This is a genomic window from Paenibacillus sp. BJ-4, from assembly GCF_020404765.1.
In the GTDB taxonomy this organism is placed as follows: Bacteria; Bacillota; Bacilli; order Paenibacillales; family Paenibacillaceae; genus Paenibacillus.
Genome location: NZ_JAIVEM010000071.1, coordinates 216,378 through 232,967, shown reverse-complemented (window position 1 = coordinate 232,967; position 16,590 = coordinate 216,378). Strand labels below are relative to the sequence as shown.

Genomic DNA, 16,590 nt, shown 5'->3' with positions numbered 1-16,590 from the left:
CCAACGATTTCAGGCCAAACTCAAACAGCGCGCGCCGATTGAGTACCGGCACGCGCTGGCTGCTTAGCCTTTTTTCACTTGTCTACTTGACAGGGGTATGACCATTATCATTCTAGCTTTAGGCGTATTTGGCATTATTACAACGGAAATGGGGATGATAGGCGTTCTCCCCCAAGTAACTCAAAAATTTAATGTATCAACTTCCCAGGCCGGCTGGCTCGTCAGTATATTTTCTTTCGTTGTTGCCATTTCAGGTCCGTTTTTGACCTTACTCGTTTCTGGCATGAATCGTAAAGTCATTCTATTAACCGCTGTATTCTGTTTTGTCATTTCCAATATAGTCTATGCCTATACCACTCATTTTGAGGTAATGCTTATTTTTCGTGTTCTCCCTGCTATTTTTCATCCTGTCTTTTTTTCGGTTGCCCTCGTAACCGCATCTAATCTTGTTCCCCCTGAAAAGAGCAGTAAAGCCGTCACCAAGGTTTTCGCTGGAATTACGGTAGGATTTGCTTTTGGCGTGCCTTTGACTTCTTATCTTGCTGAAAAGATATCGTTACAGGCTGCTTTTTTGTTTGGAGCTGTCGTAAGCATGATTGCATTTGTAGGAATCCTCGTTTGGCTTCCTTCCCTGCCTGTTCAGGAAAAGATGTCTTATGGAAAACAGCTTGGTATACTACGTAAACCTCAATTGTGGTTCAACATTATGTCTGTTATTTTTATCTTTGCAGCTATGTTTTCGGTGTATAGCTTCTTTGCTGAATATCTTGGACAAGTAACCCTAATGAACGGGTCATGGATCAGTATCATGTTGATGGTTTTTGGAATCATCATGATTTTTGGAAACTTTTTATTTGGAGGATTGTTACATAAAGATTTGACAAAGACCGTCATCATGTTCCCTTTGCTATATATGGTCATTTACGTATTCACTTATGCTCTGGGTGCTTCTTTCCTACCGATGATTGTGGTTGTGCTCATTTGGGGGGCCGTGCATTCCGGGCGGCTTATTATTAGTCAAACATGGTTAACCACAGAAGCGAAAGAAGCTCCAGAGTTCGGTAACAGCCTGTTTGTCTCATTTTCTAATCTTGGTATTACGGTAGGGACTGCTCTGGGTGGGTGGTTTATTTCTCACTTGGGAATACACCAGCTCATCTGGAGCGGAATGATGTTTGCATTACTAGCTTTCTTATCCATTATCATAAAAATAAAAATGTTCAATTCGAATGCAGAGGAAGTTAACGTGCGTTAAAATATGGAGAGACATTAGAAGAGCACTCTACATTATGACCATAAAATGATGCATGGGGTGATGTGAATGCAATTAAATTGGACTTCAATCTTTATTACAATCTTAGTCGCTGGCGTGATCTTGACGTTGTTCATCTGGGGAGTGATTTCCCTGATTAAGCGTCTTCGGTGATCATCAAGGATGTGATCATCAATTTAAGAATGCATCAATTATTGAAGGAATCTGATGAATATTTGATAAATGCCAAGCTTTGGAGCGATTTAGAGGCTGATCACTAACAACTGCGTTCATCTTATACAGCCCGAGACGAAATGCTGATTTGAATATGAACTGAGAAGGAAATTAAATTATTTCTGGGGAGGACAAATGTATTGAAATTAAAAGAAGTGCTTTTAGGCACCCACAGTTTCGAAGCGATAAAAGCTTTTTACGGCTCTCTCTTGGATTTGCAGGTTGTGGAGGAAAGCCCTTCGCGGCTATCGTTTCAAGTAGGGGAATCGGTTCTTGCTTTTCAGGAATCCTCCCACATGGAAAATGAGTTTTATCATATTGCGGTTACGATTCCAACGAATAAATTCATAGAAGCAAAACAGTGGGTAATCGACCGGGGGATTTCATTGATTTCAAGAACCGGAGAAGATGAGTTTTTTTTCGAAAACTGGAATGCGACAGCACTCTACTTCTATGATCCAGATTACAACCTCGTCGAATTCATCGCTCACCATACACTCGACAACGCAGTCACTGAAGCTTTCGGGCCTAACTCGCTACTTCGTATAAGCGAGATTGGTCTTCCGGTCGATGACGTCTCCGAAGTATCTAGAATAATCACAGGAACGTTCCAACTTGATTCATGGGGAGGGGCTGGACAGAAGTTCGCACCGCTGGGGGATGTGGAAGGATCATTTATCGTCATAGACAAGCAGCGGCCTTGGTTTCCTGATGATCGGATTCCGACTGTTTCCAGCACCAGCGTCTTGTTTGAAGGACCACGTTCTGCCAGTCTTTCACTTCATAATGGTTTGTATGAATTGAGATCAACCTGAGTTAGGGCTTCGTAATGTATATAAGCTGAACTTAAGAGTTTCATATAGTGCACTGCGCAGACGGATAGTGCTTCCCATCGCCACCACCCTCGGATTTCTGGAATAAAGCCTACGATAAGGCGGAAATCCGGGGACCATAATATATTCAGGAGAGAATAAATGAATATTAGACTGCTTAATTCAAATGAAAAATATCCGATAGAGCTTTTGTTACTAGCTGATCCTTCTCGCCAACTTGTTGAGGAATATTCAAAAAAAGGGGATTGTTTTGTAGCAGAGATTGACCATCATATTGTTGGAGTCTATGTTCTTTTACCTACAAGACCTGAAACAGTTGAGCTAGTAAATATAGCAGTATTAGAAGTAATGCATGGTAAAGGAATAGGCAGACAATTAGTGACACATGCAATTGAAACAGCTAGAACTCAAGGTTATAAAACGATAGAAATTGGTACAGGAAACTCTAGCATTGGGCAGTTAGCCCTCTATCAAAAATGTGGTTTTAGAATTGTCGGTGTAGATCTAGATTTCTTTATCAGACACAATTACCCAGAGGAAATTTATGAGAATGGTATACAGTGTAGAGATATGATCCGTATGTCTCAAGATTTATAAAGCCAATTTCTATGTAAACCATCCAAAAAGGGAGCTTAAGTAAGGTTCTGAAAGGTATATGATGATGTTCCAAATGATGGTACAATGAATTGCGGAAGGGCTATACAATCATCGGATTGCAATAGTCCTTTTTTAATGAGTTGATGTCCTAACAAGTTCCTGATAAGGGGTGGTTATTTTGTACAATTCAACCACGATACTCACCGAGATAATGAAGCATATGAAAGATCATGATTTAATACTAAGCGACCTGGCCCGAGAAGCAGGAATGAATCCGGGTACCATGAGCAGTATTATTAATGGGAATCGCACTCTGTCAGTGGATCAGCTAGATCGAATTACAAAAGCGATGGGGCATCCTGTCGGCTATTACTACGAACGTTATGTGTCTGAATATTTAGCAGAGGCTAATCCAAATTGGCGTCGAATGAGTCCTTTCCTACATAATTGTGCGAGATTAAATAAACTGGATTGTATTCATGAAGTTGTAAATTTATTGATGGATAAACTGGGTTATTCAGAATCCTTATTTGAGCTTGCGGAAGAACTATTTCATGAAAAGATGTATCAGGCAGCAGCCATACTTTATGAAAATGTGGCTGTAAGTGAAAAGAAACAATACTCTGAACGTTTGGCTATGTGTCAGTATCGTTTGTTCCAAACGAGGCAAGGAGACAACCAAGAGAAAAACTATGAAGCAGCAGTTCAATTTGAAATATATGTTGAACGGTTAGATGAGATAGATCAGCTAGAGGCGTTAAAAGATTTGGCGAATACATATCGTTCGTTACGAAAATGGGACAAAGTAGAACTATTCGCTAAAGCTCTAGGAGATAAGGCTAAAATACAATACAAACTGGAGCAAGATCATGATGTGAAAAAAGAGAACTTGAAGAAACCTGTTTCTCCATCGTTTGCGTACTGGGCGTTTTCCCATCTGCTTCGTGCTGAAGTTTGTGAAGCTCATAAAGATTATGAGAAGGCACTACAACATACGTACACATATGCTGACTTAAGTTGGGTGAAGGAAACCGATGAAATCACCTTGGAATGGAAAAAGAGATATAAAGAATGGTCTGAAGCCAACACTTATGTAAATAAACTTCATGCTGGTGAAGTTGGTGTATTGGCTGATTATGTAGCATTTTTTTCTTCAAGGAAAGAAGAGACGCTTCCCGGATTAGATAACGTAATTGAAGCTGCTAATCGACATCATTTAAATGTTGATAATATTCTAAAGCAATTTGAAACGGAAATTTTAGCTTTGCTGGATAAACCTGAGTGTGTAGGTGTGTATAATCAACATTTCATTATAGAACGTTATGTTCATTTCACATGTGAATTAGCGGTTTACTATTTTAACAAAAGTAATTTTGCGGATGGATTTACTTTTTTGTTAAATTGCTTGGAAAAATCTACATTAATAAATAATAAGTCGTATATAATTAAATGCATGAGGCTGTATGAGTCTTATCAGGAGTATGCATCAACAGACACGAAGACAGCTTATAGAAATTTGATAAATGAGGTGGATAAAGATGAAACGTAAAATAATTCTATTTTTTTTAGTTACTAGTTTTATACTAGTAGTAGTAATTCCCCCTCTTCAAGACAAAGGATCGACTTACGAGCCGACTGGACAACACGGAGGAATGTGAGAATAAAATGGTCTCAAGCTCAATATCAAAGTAGAACATAGAAAATCAACTATTATCAAGGAGCTAGATGGAATTATCCGTCTAGCCTTTTTTTATACCGTTTGTTTTCCTGTACATGCACCATAAGGCTGCCGGGAATACATAGGGCAAGTGTAGGAATAAAGAACTAAATCCGTGTCGTATTATGGAATATATTGTTTTTAATGTAGATCATAAACAAAATAGTCGGTATATTGATAGGGGGATATTCCCAATGAAAAGGAGGAGTCGTTGAGAACAAAACGAAACCTGCAATGTCTCTGTTGGCCTCTTTAAGCTGGTGAATGCGTTTGAACTTAGCGGGTATCAAAATACGGACAATGATTACAGACAATGATTACAGACAATGATTATAGCAATTTTCTGTTTGGTCAGGATGGATTATAAGATTTACAAATTTCCTAAAAGGGGTGGTAACCTTGAAAAAACTATTAGCTTCCAAGAAAAAATTTTTTTCTATGGTCGGAATATTATCTATTGCCGTGATTTCTATTAGTTCAACTTCTTTTGCAACTAGCTTTACCGGAGGGAGAAGCTCAGCCAATTTTAATGCCTATTATGATTCCTCTGTTTCTACGAATGGCTATACGGGTGCCTATGATACCGCCCGTTCTGATTGGAACGCTGCATCTGGTTCGGTAAACATTAGCAAAACGACATCGGCGAGTGGGAGCCCGGACAGATATTATGTCGGTTCTACGGCTACTTCTGGTTTATTGGGATTGACAACTCCGTATAAAACATCTGGTGGTGTAGCGGGTGTAAGCGATAAATGGGCATATGCCACGGTGGTGATTTATCATAACCAGATGCAGGCTTACGGTATGAATTCCGTGCAAAAAACCTCCAACGCAACTCATGAGATCGGTCATACGTTATCTCAAGCGCATCCATCAACCTCTAGTAGTTCTGTTATGAAACAAGGTATTCAGTCTATCGGTGTTCAACCCTATGACAAGCAATCCTTAATTACTAAGTGGGGAAACTGATGAGCGTAAACACTATTTTGGGAAAGGGGTATTGTTATGACTTTTAATAAAAAAATAAAATTGGGTATTTCTGTATTAGCGATAGGAGGATTAATTGCTTCAGGGAGTCTTTTTTTTACATCTACGAATGCTGCTCCAAAACTTTCAGAACTGAATACGCCAAAAATCTCATTGGAAGCTTCTTATATTGATTACAAAACGGTAAGCGAATTGGACTCAAATGCAGAGCTTATTGTGATAGGGACTCCTTTACAAGGGTTTGATGATCGACAACATATCGTTACAAGCTTTGATGATGGTACTCTACAAGACTTTTATACGCTTACGAATATAAAAATTGATAAAGTGATTAAATCACCCGAAGGGTCTTCATTAAACCTAGATGAGCCTTTGTCTATCGTGGAACCGATTTCTTATATTGATGACGCTGGAGGCAAGAAAAAAATAGCTTTTGAGGATTATACTGAATTAAAGCAAAATGAAAAAAGTATTATTTTTCTCAAAAAAAATACACAAGGACAGTATAGCGTAATAAATATGGATCTTGGAAAGTTTGCCATAGAACCTACATCTCAATCTCCTAATTCTTCGGCGGAAAAACAAGACTCAAATGAACAATTTAGAGAATTCGTGTTGGAAAAATACGGGTTAAAATAAAATCCAAAAAAGACCTGTCCTTTGAAATCCAAAGAACAGGTCTTTTTAGTTAATCTTTGGTTTTCATGAGTAATTTTTTTATCGAATTTGTGGAGTTGACTGATAATTTGTATGCAGTATGGGGATCATCCTTATTTATATACATAGCATTGCTGGTTGGATCGTTAGGGTTAATCCATAAATAATAAGACTTTTCAGTTCCATCCTTTTGGAAAGCAACCTCGTAATTTGGAGAAGCCGTATTCACTATACCTGATATTTTTTCTGATGTATGAATTGCATTGTTAAAAATCTTAATGTCAGCTTTATCCTTGAATGTAGCAAGTACATCTTCTTTAGTTAGCTGTGGCAAAGTTGTGTCTTTTTGTAGTGTATAAACGATTATGCTCTCCTGCTCCTTCGCACTTTGAGCAATAGCTTCTTTTGCTGCGTTAGAGCTCCAAGTGGTTATGAACAACAGCACGATTGCCAAAAATAAGATTCTACTCTTCCACATAATAAGAGTTCCCCCTTTCTTAACTTTATCTATTTGCTTTATAGACGATCTGTATTGGGAAAATGTTTCAGTTTGATCGCTTGGCTACATGATGATACCCTTAATTCAGAAATATATGTAAATAATTCAAAAAGGTATCTAAGGTAAATAACTGCAAAGTATATGACCTTGTTCCAAAAGATGGTATAGTTTATTTAACTATGCATCAAATGCCGAGTCTATGTTGAAAGGGTGGTTTATTCATGGAAATCACACTTACGATTAGAGCAGAATTAGAAATCGTGTTTTATCCGTTAACCAATTGGATCGCATTACTGGCGGGATGGAATTACCACCAGACTATTTTTATGAACGTTACATTGAAGAGTGCATCATAGAAGAACCGCTGAACTGGCGAAGAATTAGCCCTTTTTTGTATCGATGCGCGGAGCTTAACCGACTGGATTGCTTGCAGCGAGTTGTATTTCTATTGTTGGATAACCTTATTTATCCTCCGTTACTCTTTGAAGTAGCCGAGAATATTTACAAAGACGCTGTTAACTATCTCCAACTCTCGTGGTTACATCATGTGTGGTGCGTCTAAGATGTATCGAATTTAGGGCAGTAAAATTTTTCGCTGTTTGAGTCTTAAAGTCAAGCGGGACAAGCTTTCGTAGCAATTTTCAATTTACTGATCTGTACTGATTCATTCTATTAAAATCTTATAAATGACTGAATTTTTGTGACCTCTTGGAGGAGGACAAGCATGTGACGGTGCGATATATTTCCGTTATAATCCTTCAAAGCCGATTTTGGTTTCTAGACGATCATTTTATTTCTTTTCTTTATGTTTATAATTATACGCCCCATCATCTACTCCTTTAATGGGGGCTTGGCTATACTGAATAATTTTACCCTGTTCTTTTTTTATAAAAATACCTTGCATTGGTTTCGTCCTTGAATATAACTTGAGTACTAACTAAGGGAGCTTTACCTATTTGAGTTTCAACTGAATAAATTTCAGATGGTTTGTATCCTTGAATTTTACAAGATAATTGAATACTTCGTTTTGAGTATGGCTTTTAGTGTAACTATTAAGCATCCAAATGCTTGCAAATATCATTACTACAAATATTGCAATTCCATGTTTTCTCATAACTATCTCCTTTGTTGGAGCAAGCTTAAAGTGGCACAACCAATGACGTGATATTTGCTGTCGAACCGTCAATTAAGAAAAGGAGTCGTTCAGATTAGGACGGCTCCTTTTGCTTTGAAATTATTCAGGTAAAATCTACTTATTTCCTCTTATAGATAAAAAAATAATTGTATACACCACTCCAGCAATGAGACTTAGTAGAAACGAAGTTGATAATGTTCTGAAAATAAAAGTAGAAGTGGGTACCGTATAAAATTCAAACATACCGTTGACCGAAGAACTCGTTGTTGTTGGCCCTTTAATAAAGGAATAATATATTCCTACAAAAAAACCGTAAGACAAATACTTAATTAGATTTTTTTCAAATTTACTCATTTGTTAGCCTCCAATAATGTTTTTGGAAAAAGAGATTTTTTGTACTATGAAGCCAGTCAAAGTAATGCAAGATAAGTCTATAAAAAATATAGTGATCCTAAAATCTTTGAAAAGGATGTTTATTGATATTATGTTAATTATACTATTTTAAATCAAGAAAAAGGAATAATGATATAATCATCTTACCCGATTTTTGATCATGATCCCTATGGATAAAATCCCTAAAAACTCTAGGCTATTAGGTTGATACAAACAATGCAATTCGTGTAAGTACGTACACTGAACCTGCTGCTGCAAAAATTGCAGTGAATACTTCTCTTAAAAAGAAAGTGGAACGAGCAATTACAGTAGTGTGAAAGCTGCTTGTAATTATGTCACCAAGTGACACCTAAAAATGTAGACAGCGTTCAACATTAACATTGCGTTAAATCCAGTCACATCAAGGCTTATGACAGTTTGTCGAAAGCATAAGGAAAAGAGAGCTTCTTATAATCAGGAATTTTACTCCTTTTCCTTCCTGATCCACTAAACGTAGAATGGTGTTCAATACAAATAGGGCTAAAAAATTGGTGGAGGCTCTTTGCCATGTCTATGTGAGGCAAATGTTACAAAGAGGAAGGCAAAATTAGAAGGAATGTGACATAGAGCCAAGGAGGGTCAAAATTAACCCCCTTTGATATGAATCTAAGCGCCTAGGAATAGGCGTTTTTTATTACTAAATATTATAGGTTCATTGGATAAGGAGTTTCATATACAAGAAGGGGAAAATTATTTACATGAGTTGTTTTCCAGAGCAGAGTTAAAATAAACTTTCACATAAGAAAGAATGATGACTGTAAAAATGGTTGGCTAATTTGATATATATTGAAATATTTAAAAAGCATGATTACCTAATTAACCCAGTAAACTGGTTTCCGTGGAGTGAAGAAAGCATTTGATATAGCCGAGACGAGAAAATAAACCTATTTTCTTATCTGTTGGGTATTCGTAGTGTGGCTTAAGTCAACTTGTCATTGGTGAGATGTTCGTAAGTAAGATAAATAAATTCACTCTTGCTATAAGTCGTAATTTAAGATATATTATTAATTAAATAACCAATCATTTAATTAATAAAAGTTTAGTTTAAAGAGAGGGGAATACATTTGGCAAGACCCATCAATGAAGAAAAAAGACTGGAGCGGCGTAATCGTATCCTAAAAGAAGCTGTTGTCCTGTTCGCAGAAAGTGGATATTCTAATACCACAACGGCTATCATTGCGCAGAGTGTGGGAGTGACTCCTGGAACCATTTTTCAATATTTCCCTAGCAAAGAAGCTTTATACTATGCCGCTGTCCTTGAGCCGCTTGCTGATATTCAGGTGAAATCGCTTGCTTGTCTACAACAAGAGGGGACGCCGGGCGTATTGATTAAGAACATGGTGGCAGAACAATTCAACCATATCTACTTCTATACAAATGAATTGCGGCTTGTTCAATCTGTCTTAGGACAACGAATAAGATTCCCTGAACTTACACAGAAGGTCCTTGAAAGTATAAAGGTAATGACAGATGCGATCGAATCCGTCTATGCCAAGGGACAGTTAATGGGGGAATTCAACAAAAGCTTTTCTCCGGCAATGATCTCTCGTGCCTATATCTCTTTCTTAAATGGAGTGGGCTTAACTCTTGGAGAAAGTATTATTCATCATCCCGAGTGGGAAAATCTGAAGGGGCATGCCTTTTATTTGTTCGCACCCATACAACCTAAAGAAAAACTGGAGGAGTCTGAATGAGTCAAACATCATTACAACCCGATCTGACATTTAACGTTCGTGTGAAAAAACGGAAGAAAATTTTATGGAGCCTAGGGATCGTGCTTTTGCTTGTGATGGCTCTTGTATTTTTTATATCTTATAAAGTAGTAGACACCTTGTTGCACCATCCTAGAGACACTAATGTCAGCTACGAATTGAATATCGATAAAACTCCCTACGAAGAGGTCGAGTTCAAGAGTTTGAAAAATGATAATACGATTAGAGGTTCCTTCTTTCCTGCAAGTGGTCTTTCTGGTGAATCAAGTAATAAGACGATTGTTGTCGTCCATGGATATACGAGCAATCGTTTAGTCAAAGGGCGGACCCAAAAGTTAGTAGAGCATTTCGTTCCGAAAGGCTACAATGTATTGGCATTTGACCTCAGCTCGCAAGGTAAATCCGATGGTGATTTGATTACACTGGGCCTCAATGAAAAATACGATTTGCTAGGAGCTGTAAGCTATTTAAAATCCAGAGACCATACGGGTGATAACATTGGAGTTATCGGCTTTTCAATGGGTGCTGCTACTTCTTTGCTAGCCGCAAGTGAAAGTGATGACATCAAAGCCGTAATTGCGGATAGTCCTTTTCGTAATGCTGGTCTATTTCTGAGAGAGGGTTTGCCCTACTTTTCAGGTTTACCTGCGTTCCCATTCAGTTATACATCGACATGGATGGCAAATTGGGTCTTTAAGGTTGATCTTGATTCCATATCTCCTATGGATGCGGTAAAAAAGATGCAAGACAAGCCAGTTATGCTCATTCATGGTACTGGAGATCAGCAAATTAGTTATAAAAATACAGAAATTATTTACGAGTCCTTAAAAGATAACCCAAGTGCAGAAGTGTGGTACCCACAAAATACGGAGCACATCGATGCCATCAACCATTACCCCACTGAATATTTCCAAAGAGTAGATCGCTTTTTGGATGAGTATGTAGGAAAATAAATTCAATCCAAGAGAGCCAACTAGTGAGGAGTGTCAAACTAGAAAAATAGCTCAGGATTATCAAGAGAAATATAAGTTATACGGAATAATACATGATGACATTGAGAAGTCCGTAGAATTTCCCCGGAATTTTACAGGGTTGAGGGTGCTGCTTGGTTAGTTTTGGCTAATATCACGCCAAAGAACTATTAAGGTGATGGTGAAATTTCTTTTGTTGTTTCGGATAGGGATGGGATTGTTGATCATGTATTAGATCATAATGGACTTCCCCAGCGTTATCGTGTACCTAGTAATAGAGCTTATACAGATGAAGACTTTGAAGCTATTTTTAAGGATGAAGATAGTTAAGTTGCATTACAATAACACAACTGTTCCCGAGGAGGAGCTCTGCAGATCAACGCAAGTGTTGCCTACTCGGTCCAAAGAAAACAAGAATTGAAGCAGCACCTTTTCCTAGTTATTGGGTGATGTCCTCTTGAACTCTTTCTTTGCCCGTGAAGGATTTCTAACTTGCAGCGTTCAATGAAGCTAAGATGTGAATAGCTCATGGTGGATTCTACTTGTGAATGTAGTTGTGATGACTCTATTCTACACGGATCCTTCCATGGGTTATTTTTATGTATTTTTAGCCGAGTGCCGCACTTTATATTACAATTCGTCATATACGTGATGTATATAAATAAGCCCCAAATATTTTACAGGGCTCCACGGACGTCTACACCCACCCGTAAATGTTGCATAAGATATCCCGGATGAACAAAGAGGAGGTGCATGTTATAACCATGATACACATGGAACCCGTACAATTGGGTGAGCATACATTTATCGGAGTTGAGGTCAAACTGCCTAAAACAACGCTGTTGACTATCTCTAACTCCAGTGGTTACATCATGTGTGGTGCGTCTAAGATGTACCGAATTTGGGGCAGTGAAATTTTTCGCTGTCTAATCCGTAAAGTCAAACGGGACAAGCTTTCATAGCAATTTTCAATTTACTGATCTGTACTGATTCATTCTATTAAAATCTTATAAATGACTGAATTTTGTGACCGCATTTGTGACCTCTTGGGAGGGGCAAGCATGTGACTGTGCATTTTACTCCTGTGAGGTCAGAACAAATGGTTATTTGAGTTGATGCAAGGTATGGGGGATGTATAAGCAGATTTTCGAAGAATGATGGATTCATGAACTTAAATGCTGACCTTAAAACGAACATGAGAGCAAATAAGGGTTATGCCAGTATGAAAAGTTCAACATCAAAAAATACTCGAACAAGTGTGCTTTTGTATGGTATATTGTTCCTATTATTAAAGGTTTATTTCATATGAAAATGAGGGATTACTTTGTCCAAACAGAATGAATACATCTACACCTTGGCTGAATTAGACAGTCTTCAGATTGACCAACTGATTGAGGCAAGAGGTCGATTCCCACGTAGGGGAGAATTCGGATCGAGCACTAGAACAAAGGTTGGAAATTGGTGAGTTTGATGATGAACAGGGATATATTCATCTAAGTGTTATGAATATGGGAGTTCCAGTTATCTATACGACTAATCAAGACAACGTCATGGAGCTTGGTTATAAAAAGTACGGTAAAAAATATAGATCGATCATTAATCTTCCTGATTTTGCCGAAATAAAAGTTTCAGAGCAATTGTATATTAAGTTCCATGGAGATCTGAATCACCCTAATTCAATTGTATTTACTGAACAGGATTATCAAAATAGAATTCAAGATGTAGGCAACGCATTAAACATTCGTTTACGCGCAGACTTAATTGAAAAGAATATTCTCTTTATAGGTTACGGATTTAGAGATATTAATATTAGGTTGATGTTCGAAGAATTAAATAAGGCTTTTTTTGGAAGTATCCCAAAAGCATATCTTGTAGCTTATAAGTATAGTAACGAGCTACAAGAAATTTGCGATGAATACAATATAGTATTGATTGACCCAATGAAAGAAATTCCAGATAGTGAAAATTTCAAAGTGGCATTTGAAACATTTATTAGGAAATTAACAGAAGACACAAGATTTATCAAACATAAAAATAGTATGGACGAATTCTTCAATCCAACATCCACTGAAACCCAAAAAGTTCTCAGCAAGCTTGAACTTGAAATTCTTGAAAAAACGGTTTGCGAGAATACTTTTGATGTTGCACTTAGATCGTTCCGAGAGGTGTTTGATTTAACCATCATACCCCACGATTATGATGACAGAGTCAAAGATATTTTCATTGAAATTGCAAAAAAAGTTGAGAATGAGAAGGAATCAAATACTTTAAGTTATGCATTGGTGCATTTAAAGTTAAACAAGCATATAAACAAAATGCTCGTATATTCAGCACTTATGACGACAGGATGCAAAAGATCCGCAAATAGTAAATATGGAGAAAACCATTTTATTATAATCGGAATGAACGGAATCAAGGAATCTTCATATATTCTTATTGCAGCAAAAGCTATTGAGCTTGTATATGATTGGGGATGGAAACCAACAGCTCCTTTTGTATCGAATATTGGCCATTGGGTAGATAGATCGGGAGACTATAATTCTCTGACTGAACCATTAAAAAGATATATTTCTAGTTGGATTGATAAATTGAGGAAAGATTGTGTTACTGTTGCAGAGCATCCGATAAAAAGACAACAGAGACTTAAAGAAGGTCTGTTCTCACATAACATGTATCAATTTAATGAAGCCGAACTTACAATATATGAACAATTTATAAATTGTAGATAACAGACGTTGCTTGATATAAAAGATGGCTCTAAGCGACTATGAGTTCGGATAAAATGGCTATTTTACTCGAAGGGAACAGAAGATGATGATAATCGATTTTTCCGTAGTTTGGGGAAGTTATTTTATTTCTGTGCCTCTGATACTTGCAACTGTATGGGCAGGGACTAAATATTTGTCTAAGAAATACGTAGATCAAAAATTTAACAAAAAGTTAGAAACCCACAAACATGAACTTCAAACGATTATGGAATTCAATAAATTTGATATACAAAGAAAAATCCAAGATTTTAATCTATATACTGTAAAAAAACATGAGGTTTACTTAACACTTTACCGCCTATTTCATGAGGCTGATGGTTATGCTCGTGGTATGTATGGTTTGAGACATGTTCCAGACTATAAAAATCATACATCTTCTGAGATATCTAAAATACTTGATGAGTCAGAAGTTGGAGAAGAAAGGAAAAAATATTTTTTAGAGAGATGGGAAAGCAGATATGAAAATAGTTCAATAGTCGATGAGTTTTCTAAACTCATGGACAGAATTCGTGTAAACATGGCGGATGAGCAACAAAAGAAAGCTCATAACGAGTGGATTTACTCAAAATTGTACTTATCAGAGAACGTTGATGAATTGTGTTCTGAGCTTTCAAATTTATTATGGCAGGTATGTTGGGATCTTCACACTTATTATGATCAAAACGTTCCGGGTCAAGATAAAGTAGAACCCATGAAAAGTATTAAAGAGAACAATGAAAAGATATCTAGTCTACTGGTAGAATTGAAGAATGAAATGCAAAAAGAACTTAGTATTGGATATTATAAATAGATAAAAAGATGTATTATAATAAACATTCAGAAAAGTCTCTATAAAACACCAATTTCATCATCCAGTTGCTTCATATTGACGGTGACTGGATTTTTTGTATCCGAATCGTGCGACAGCGGATGGTTTAAACTTATCGTCAATTATGAGTTTTTATTAATCTATATTCTTATTGTTCAAATTTAAAAACTAAAGGAGGTCATTAACTTGGATAGGAGAATAGTTAAAGTTGCAATAATCATTCTACATGCAATTGGATATGAGCGAATGCTCAGGGAGGAATGATATCCTCCCTATTCTATCTATCTATGGATTTATTGTACCATCAGGATTAAGTGGATAAACCATTCCACTCGTGTATTCAGGCAACTCATAGTATTCTCTTGATGTTTCAAGCATTTCAGCAAAAGAAGGTTCCCAGACGGTTCTTGCTTTTCTTCTCATTCTCACATAGAGTCTGACGAAACGTTCAGTGGTTATTTTCTCATGTCTTCTTTTAAAGGGATTCCAAACCTTATGATATACACTCCAATAAGCGTCTCCAGCAGATACTTCAAACTGGCCACTTCCAAATATTTTCCCCTTGTTTTGTAAGGCTTTTGATAGCAAATCCTCCCCCACTTTATCAGCTAGTTCTTTGAGTTCTTGACCTAAATATGCTGCCGCGCATCCGAAATAGATACATGCTGCTAATTTAGCTGCTTCGCCCATTCCGTATGATTTTGACCACAAGACTATATCCCAACCAGTTTCTATTTCTCTTTTCATGTCTTCAAATGTACTTGGCATTTTTCAAAGCTCCACCTTTCCAAAATATGATCTAGGCATAAGCACTATATGCAAAGTTAAAGGAATGGTGTTTGCCCAATCGGTGTACACGACAAATAAGCCTAGACAGAATCAATCATCTAGGCTCTTTGCTTTGTCTGAACTTAGTTATTTAATTTGGTTAGTTTTTGGGTTCTTCTTGTGATTCGTCGACGTGAATAAAAACATCGCTCAACGTAAAGTGACACTGAATCTTCATTTTTTTAGCGTAGTGGTTTAGAGAATTAACCATCTTATCTAAAGTGTCGAAATCTGCTCTTTTAACGTTTCCATTTACAAAATCATTTATTGTATTGGGACGAAAACCGTATGTTACTGCAAACTTATTTTGTGTTAATGCAAGTTCTTTTAATGACTCGCCTAGTGTTATCTTGATCATATCAAAATAGTTCCTTTCAATAATATCTATTTCTAAAACAGGCTCTAACACTTTGATGAACAATTTAACGGGGAAGTGATAAAAACCTTTTGACTTTATCTATTAGTAGATAAGAAAAGGAGCGATATTAAATGACCCAAAAAGCTAACAATCAAGCCATAATTAATATTATCAGACAGGAGCAGGTTTGGGAATCAGAAGAGGAGGCCAGCGAAAAAGCTACACTATTACCATATCACCGATTCCCTCAATCGCAAATGGCAGACTATTGGCCTTAACGTGTCAGACGCTATCCAAGTGTTTGAGCATGGTAATGACGACACATGGACTCGTATTATCGAGCCAGCACCGTACAATCCTGACCTGTCCACCAATGATCTAATCAACATGCTCAATATCAGTCCTGAAGCTTGGCGTATTCGCAATGACATGCAAATCATATTGAACACAGTTGAACGCCGTAATGAGTATGTAAATCGTATTGTCAATGTGAATCGTGAAAGTAGATTTCTTTTGCTACACCAAATGAAAGATGAATATTTACAGCACGATCAACTTACAGATGAACACTTTATGCAATTGTACGCTGTGAATCCTGTAGAAGCTCTGACTATGTATTTTTTACAGTCCATTGATATAATCGCTTATTGGGAATGGGCTAACGCTAACGGTACAGCTGAGAAGGCTATACAGTACAAACGTGAGGAACCTTTGTTGCTGTTTATTCAGGCTATCGAACGTGCTGAGGATGAAGCGAGAGGGATTGTTTCAGGCTTCTAATGTGTAACGTGACACAACTATT

General features: G+C 37.1%; 15 protein-coding genes and 2 pseudogenes. 14 read left to right on the top strand and 3 right to left on the bottom strand.

Going from position 1 to position 16,590, the window contains the following annotated elements:
- Nucleotides 1–97: 97 nt before the first annotated feature.
- The 6 genes from LCF57_RS12520 to LCF57_RS12495 all read left to right on the top strand — a co-directional run bounded on the left by LCF57_RS12520 (nt 98) and on the right by LCF57_RS12495 (nt 6,259).
- The gene (locus LCF57_RS12520; RefSeq protein WP_226000977.1) at nt 98–1,255 is read left to right on the top strand and encodes an MFS transporter; all 1,158 of its coding nucleotides are present in this window, start codon (nt 98–100) and stop codon (nt 1,253–1,255) included.
- A gap of 371 nt (nt 1,256–1,626) precedes the next feature.
- Nucleotides 1,627–2,301 carry a VOC family protein gene (locus LCF57_RS12515; RefSeq protein ID WP_226000976.1) on the top strand — a complete coding sequence of 225 codons (675 nt, stop codon included), beginning with the start codon at nt 1,627–1,629 and terminating at the stop codon, nt 2,299–2,301.
- A 159-nt stretch (nt 2,302–2,460) separates the two neighbouring features.
- Nucleotides 2,461–2,916 (top strand): GNAT family N-acetyltransferase, encoded by a 456-nt coding sequence (locus tag LCF57_RS12510; protein ID WP_226000975.1) that lies wholly within the window; start codon nt 2,461–2,463, stop codon nt 2,914–2,916.
- A 220-nt stretch (nt 2,917–3,136) separates the two neighbouring features.
- On the top strand, nt 3,137–4,465 hold the full coding sequence (locus LCF57_RS12505) for a helix-turn-helix domain-containing protein (RefSeq protein ID WP_264083596.1): 1,329 nt from the start codon (nt 3,137–3,139) through the stop codon (nt 4,463–4,465).
- A gap of 567 nt (nt 4,466–5,032) precedes the next feature.
- Entirely contained in the window at nt 5,033–5,602 is a 570-nt protein-coding gene (locus tag LCF57_RS12500) for a hypothetical protein (protein ID WP_226000973.1), read from the top strand.
- A 36-nt stretch (nt 5,603–5,638) separates the two neighbouring features.
- Nucleotides 5,639–6,259, top strand: coding sequence for a hypothetical protein (locus LCF57_RS12495; protein WP_226000972.1), 621 nt, complete (start codon nt 5,639–5,641; stop codon nt 6,257–6,259).
- Between the two features lie 49 nt (nt 6,260–6,308).
- On the opposite strand, the gene LCF57_RS12490 is transcribed toward LCF57_RS12495, so the two are convergent.
- Nucleotides 6,309–6,755: a hypothetical protein gene (locus tag LCF57_RS12490; RefSeq protein ID WP_226000971.1), complete on the bottom strand. Its 447-nt coding sequence runs from the start codon at nt 6,753–6,755 to the stop codon at nt 6,309–6,311.
- 271 nt (nt 6,756–7,026) lie between these two features.
- On the opposite strand from LCF57_RS12490, the pseudogene LCF57_RS12485 reads away from it, so the two are divergent.
- From LCF57_RS12485 to LCF57_RS12460, 6 genes and pseudogenes are all read left to right on the top strand, one after another.
- A pseudogene (locus tag LCF57_RS12485) lies at nt 7,027–7,296 on the top strand (transcriptional regulator); the annotation flags it as partial.
- 2,111 nt (nt 7,297–9,407) lie between these two features.
- Nucleotides 9,408–10,037, top strand: a complete 630-nt coding sequence (locus LCF57_RS12480) for a TetR/AcrR family transcriptional regulator (protein WP_226000970.1) — start codon at nt 9,408–9,410, stop codon at nt 10,035–10,037.
- Complete coding sequence (locus tag LCF57_RS12475; RefSeq protein ID WP_226000969.1) at nt 10,034–11,008, top strand: alpha/beta hydrolase; 975 nt, start codon at nt 10,034–10,036, stop codon at nt 11,006–11,008. Before LCF57_RS12480 ends, LCF57_RS12475 begins: the two co-directional genes overlap by 4 nt.
- 782 nt (nt 11,009–11,790) lie before the next feature.
- Nucleotides 11,791–11,910, top strand: a pseudogene (locus tag LCF57_RS12470) (DUF1805 domain-containing protein); the annotation flags it as partial.
- Between the two features lie 567 nt (nt 11,911–12,477).
- Nucleotides 12,478–13,755: an SIR2 family NAD-dependent protein deacylase gene (locus LCF57_RS12465; protein WP_226000968.1), complete on the top strand. Its 1,278-nt coding sequence runs from the start codon at nt 12,478–12,480 to the stop codon at nt 13,753–13,755.
- An 82-nt stretch (nt 13,756–13,837) separates the two neighbouring features.
- Nucleotides 13,838–14,584, top strand: a complete 747-nt coding sequence (locus tag LCF57_RS12460) for a hypothetical protein (RefSeq protein ID WP_226000967.1) — start codon at nt 13,838–13,840, stop codon at nt 14,582–14,584.
- 303 nt (nt 14,585–14,887) lie between these two features.
- Here LCF57_RS12460 and LCF57_RS12455 read toward each other — a convergent pair whose 3' ends face one another.
- A complete protein-coding gene (locus LCF57_RS12455) occupies nt 14,888–15,370 on the bottom strand; it encodes a hypothetical protein (RefSeq protein ID WP_226000966.1) in 483 nt (160 codons plus the stop codon).
- 160 nt (nt 15,371–15,530) lie between these two features.
- Nucleotides 15,531–15,839: a helix-turn-helix domain-containing protein gene (locus LCF57_RS12450; RefSeq protein WP_226000965.1), complete on the bottom strand. Its 309-nt coding sequence runs from the start codon at nt 15,837–15,839 to the stop codon at nt 15,531–15,533.
- 80 nt (nt 15,840–15,919) lie between these two features.
- On the opposite strand from LCF57_RS12450, the gene LCF57_RS12445 reads away from it, so the two are divergent.
- Both LCF57_RS12445 and LCF57_RS12440 read left to right on the top strand, forming a co-directional pair.
- Entirely contained in the window at nt 15,920–16,066 is a 147-nt protein-coding gene (locus tag LCF57_RS12445) for a hypothetical protein (RefSeq protein WP_226000964.1), read from the top strand.
- A gap of 1 nt (nt 16,067) precedes the next feature.
- The gene (locus tag LCF57_RS12440) at nt 16,068–16,568 is read left to right on the top strand and encodes a hypothetical protein (RefSeq protein WP_226000963.1); all 501 of its coding nucleotides are present in this window, start codon (nt 16,068–16,070) and stop codon (nt 16,566–16,568) included.
- The last annotated feature ends 22 nt before the right edge of the window (nt 16,569–16,590 follow it).

What these genes read in the sequence shown, in the direction of transcription:
- LCF57_RS12520 (WP_226000977.1), top strand. Translation starts at nt 98, where the DNA reads ATGACCATTATCATTCTAGCTTTAGGCGTATTTGGCATTATTACAACG.
- LCF57_RS12505 (WP_264083596.1), top strand. Translation starts at nt 3,137, where the DNA reads ATGAAAGATCATGATTTAATACTAAGCGACCTGGCCCGAGAAGCAGGA.
- LCF57_RS12475 (WP_226000969.1), top strand. Translation starts at nt 10,034, where the DNA reads ATGAGTCAAACATCATTACAACCCGATCTGACATTTAACGTTCGTGTG.
- LCF57_RS12510 (WP_226000975.1), top strand. Translation starts at nt 2,461, where the DNA reads ATGAATATTAGACTGCTTAATTCAAATGAAAAATATCCGATAGAGCTT.
- LCF57_RS12445 (WP_226000964.1), top strand. Translation starts at nt 15,920, where the DNA reads ATGACCCAAAAAGCTAACAATCAAGCCATAATTAATATTATCAGACAG.
- LCF57_RS12455 (WP_226000966.1), bottom strand. Translation starts at nt 15,370, where the DNA reads ATGCCAAGTACATTTGAAGACATGAAAAGAGAAATAGAAACTGGTTGG.
- LCF57_RS12495 (WP_226000972.1), top strand. Translation starts at nt 5,639, where the DNA reads ATGACTTTTAATAAAAAAATAAAATTGGGTATTTCTGTATTAGCGATA.
- LCF57_RS12490 (WP_226000971.1), bottom strand. Translation starts at nt 6,755, where the DNA reads ATGTGGAAGAGTAGAATCTTATTTTTGGCAATCGTGCTGTTGTTCATA.
- LCF57_RS12460 (WP_226000967.1), top strand. Translation starts at nt 13,838, where the DNA reads ATGATGATAATCGATTTTTCCGTAGTTTGGGGAAGTTATTTTATTTCT.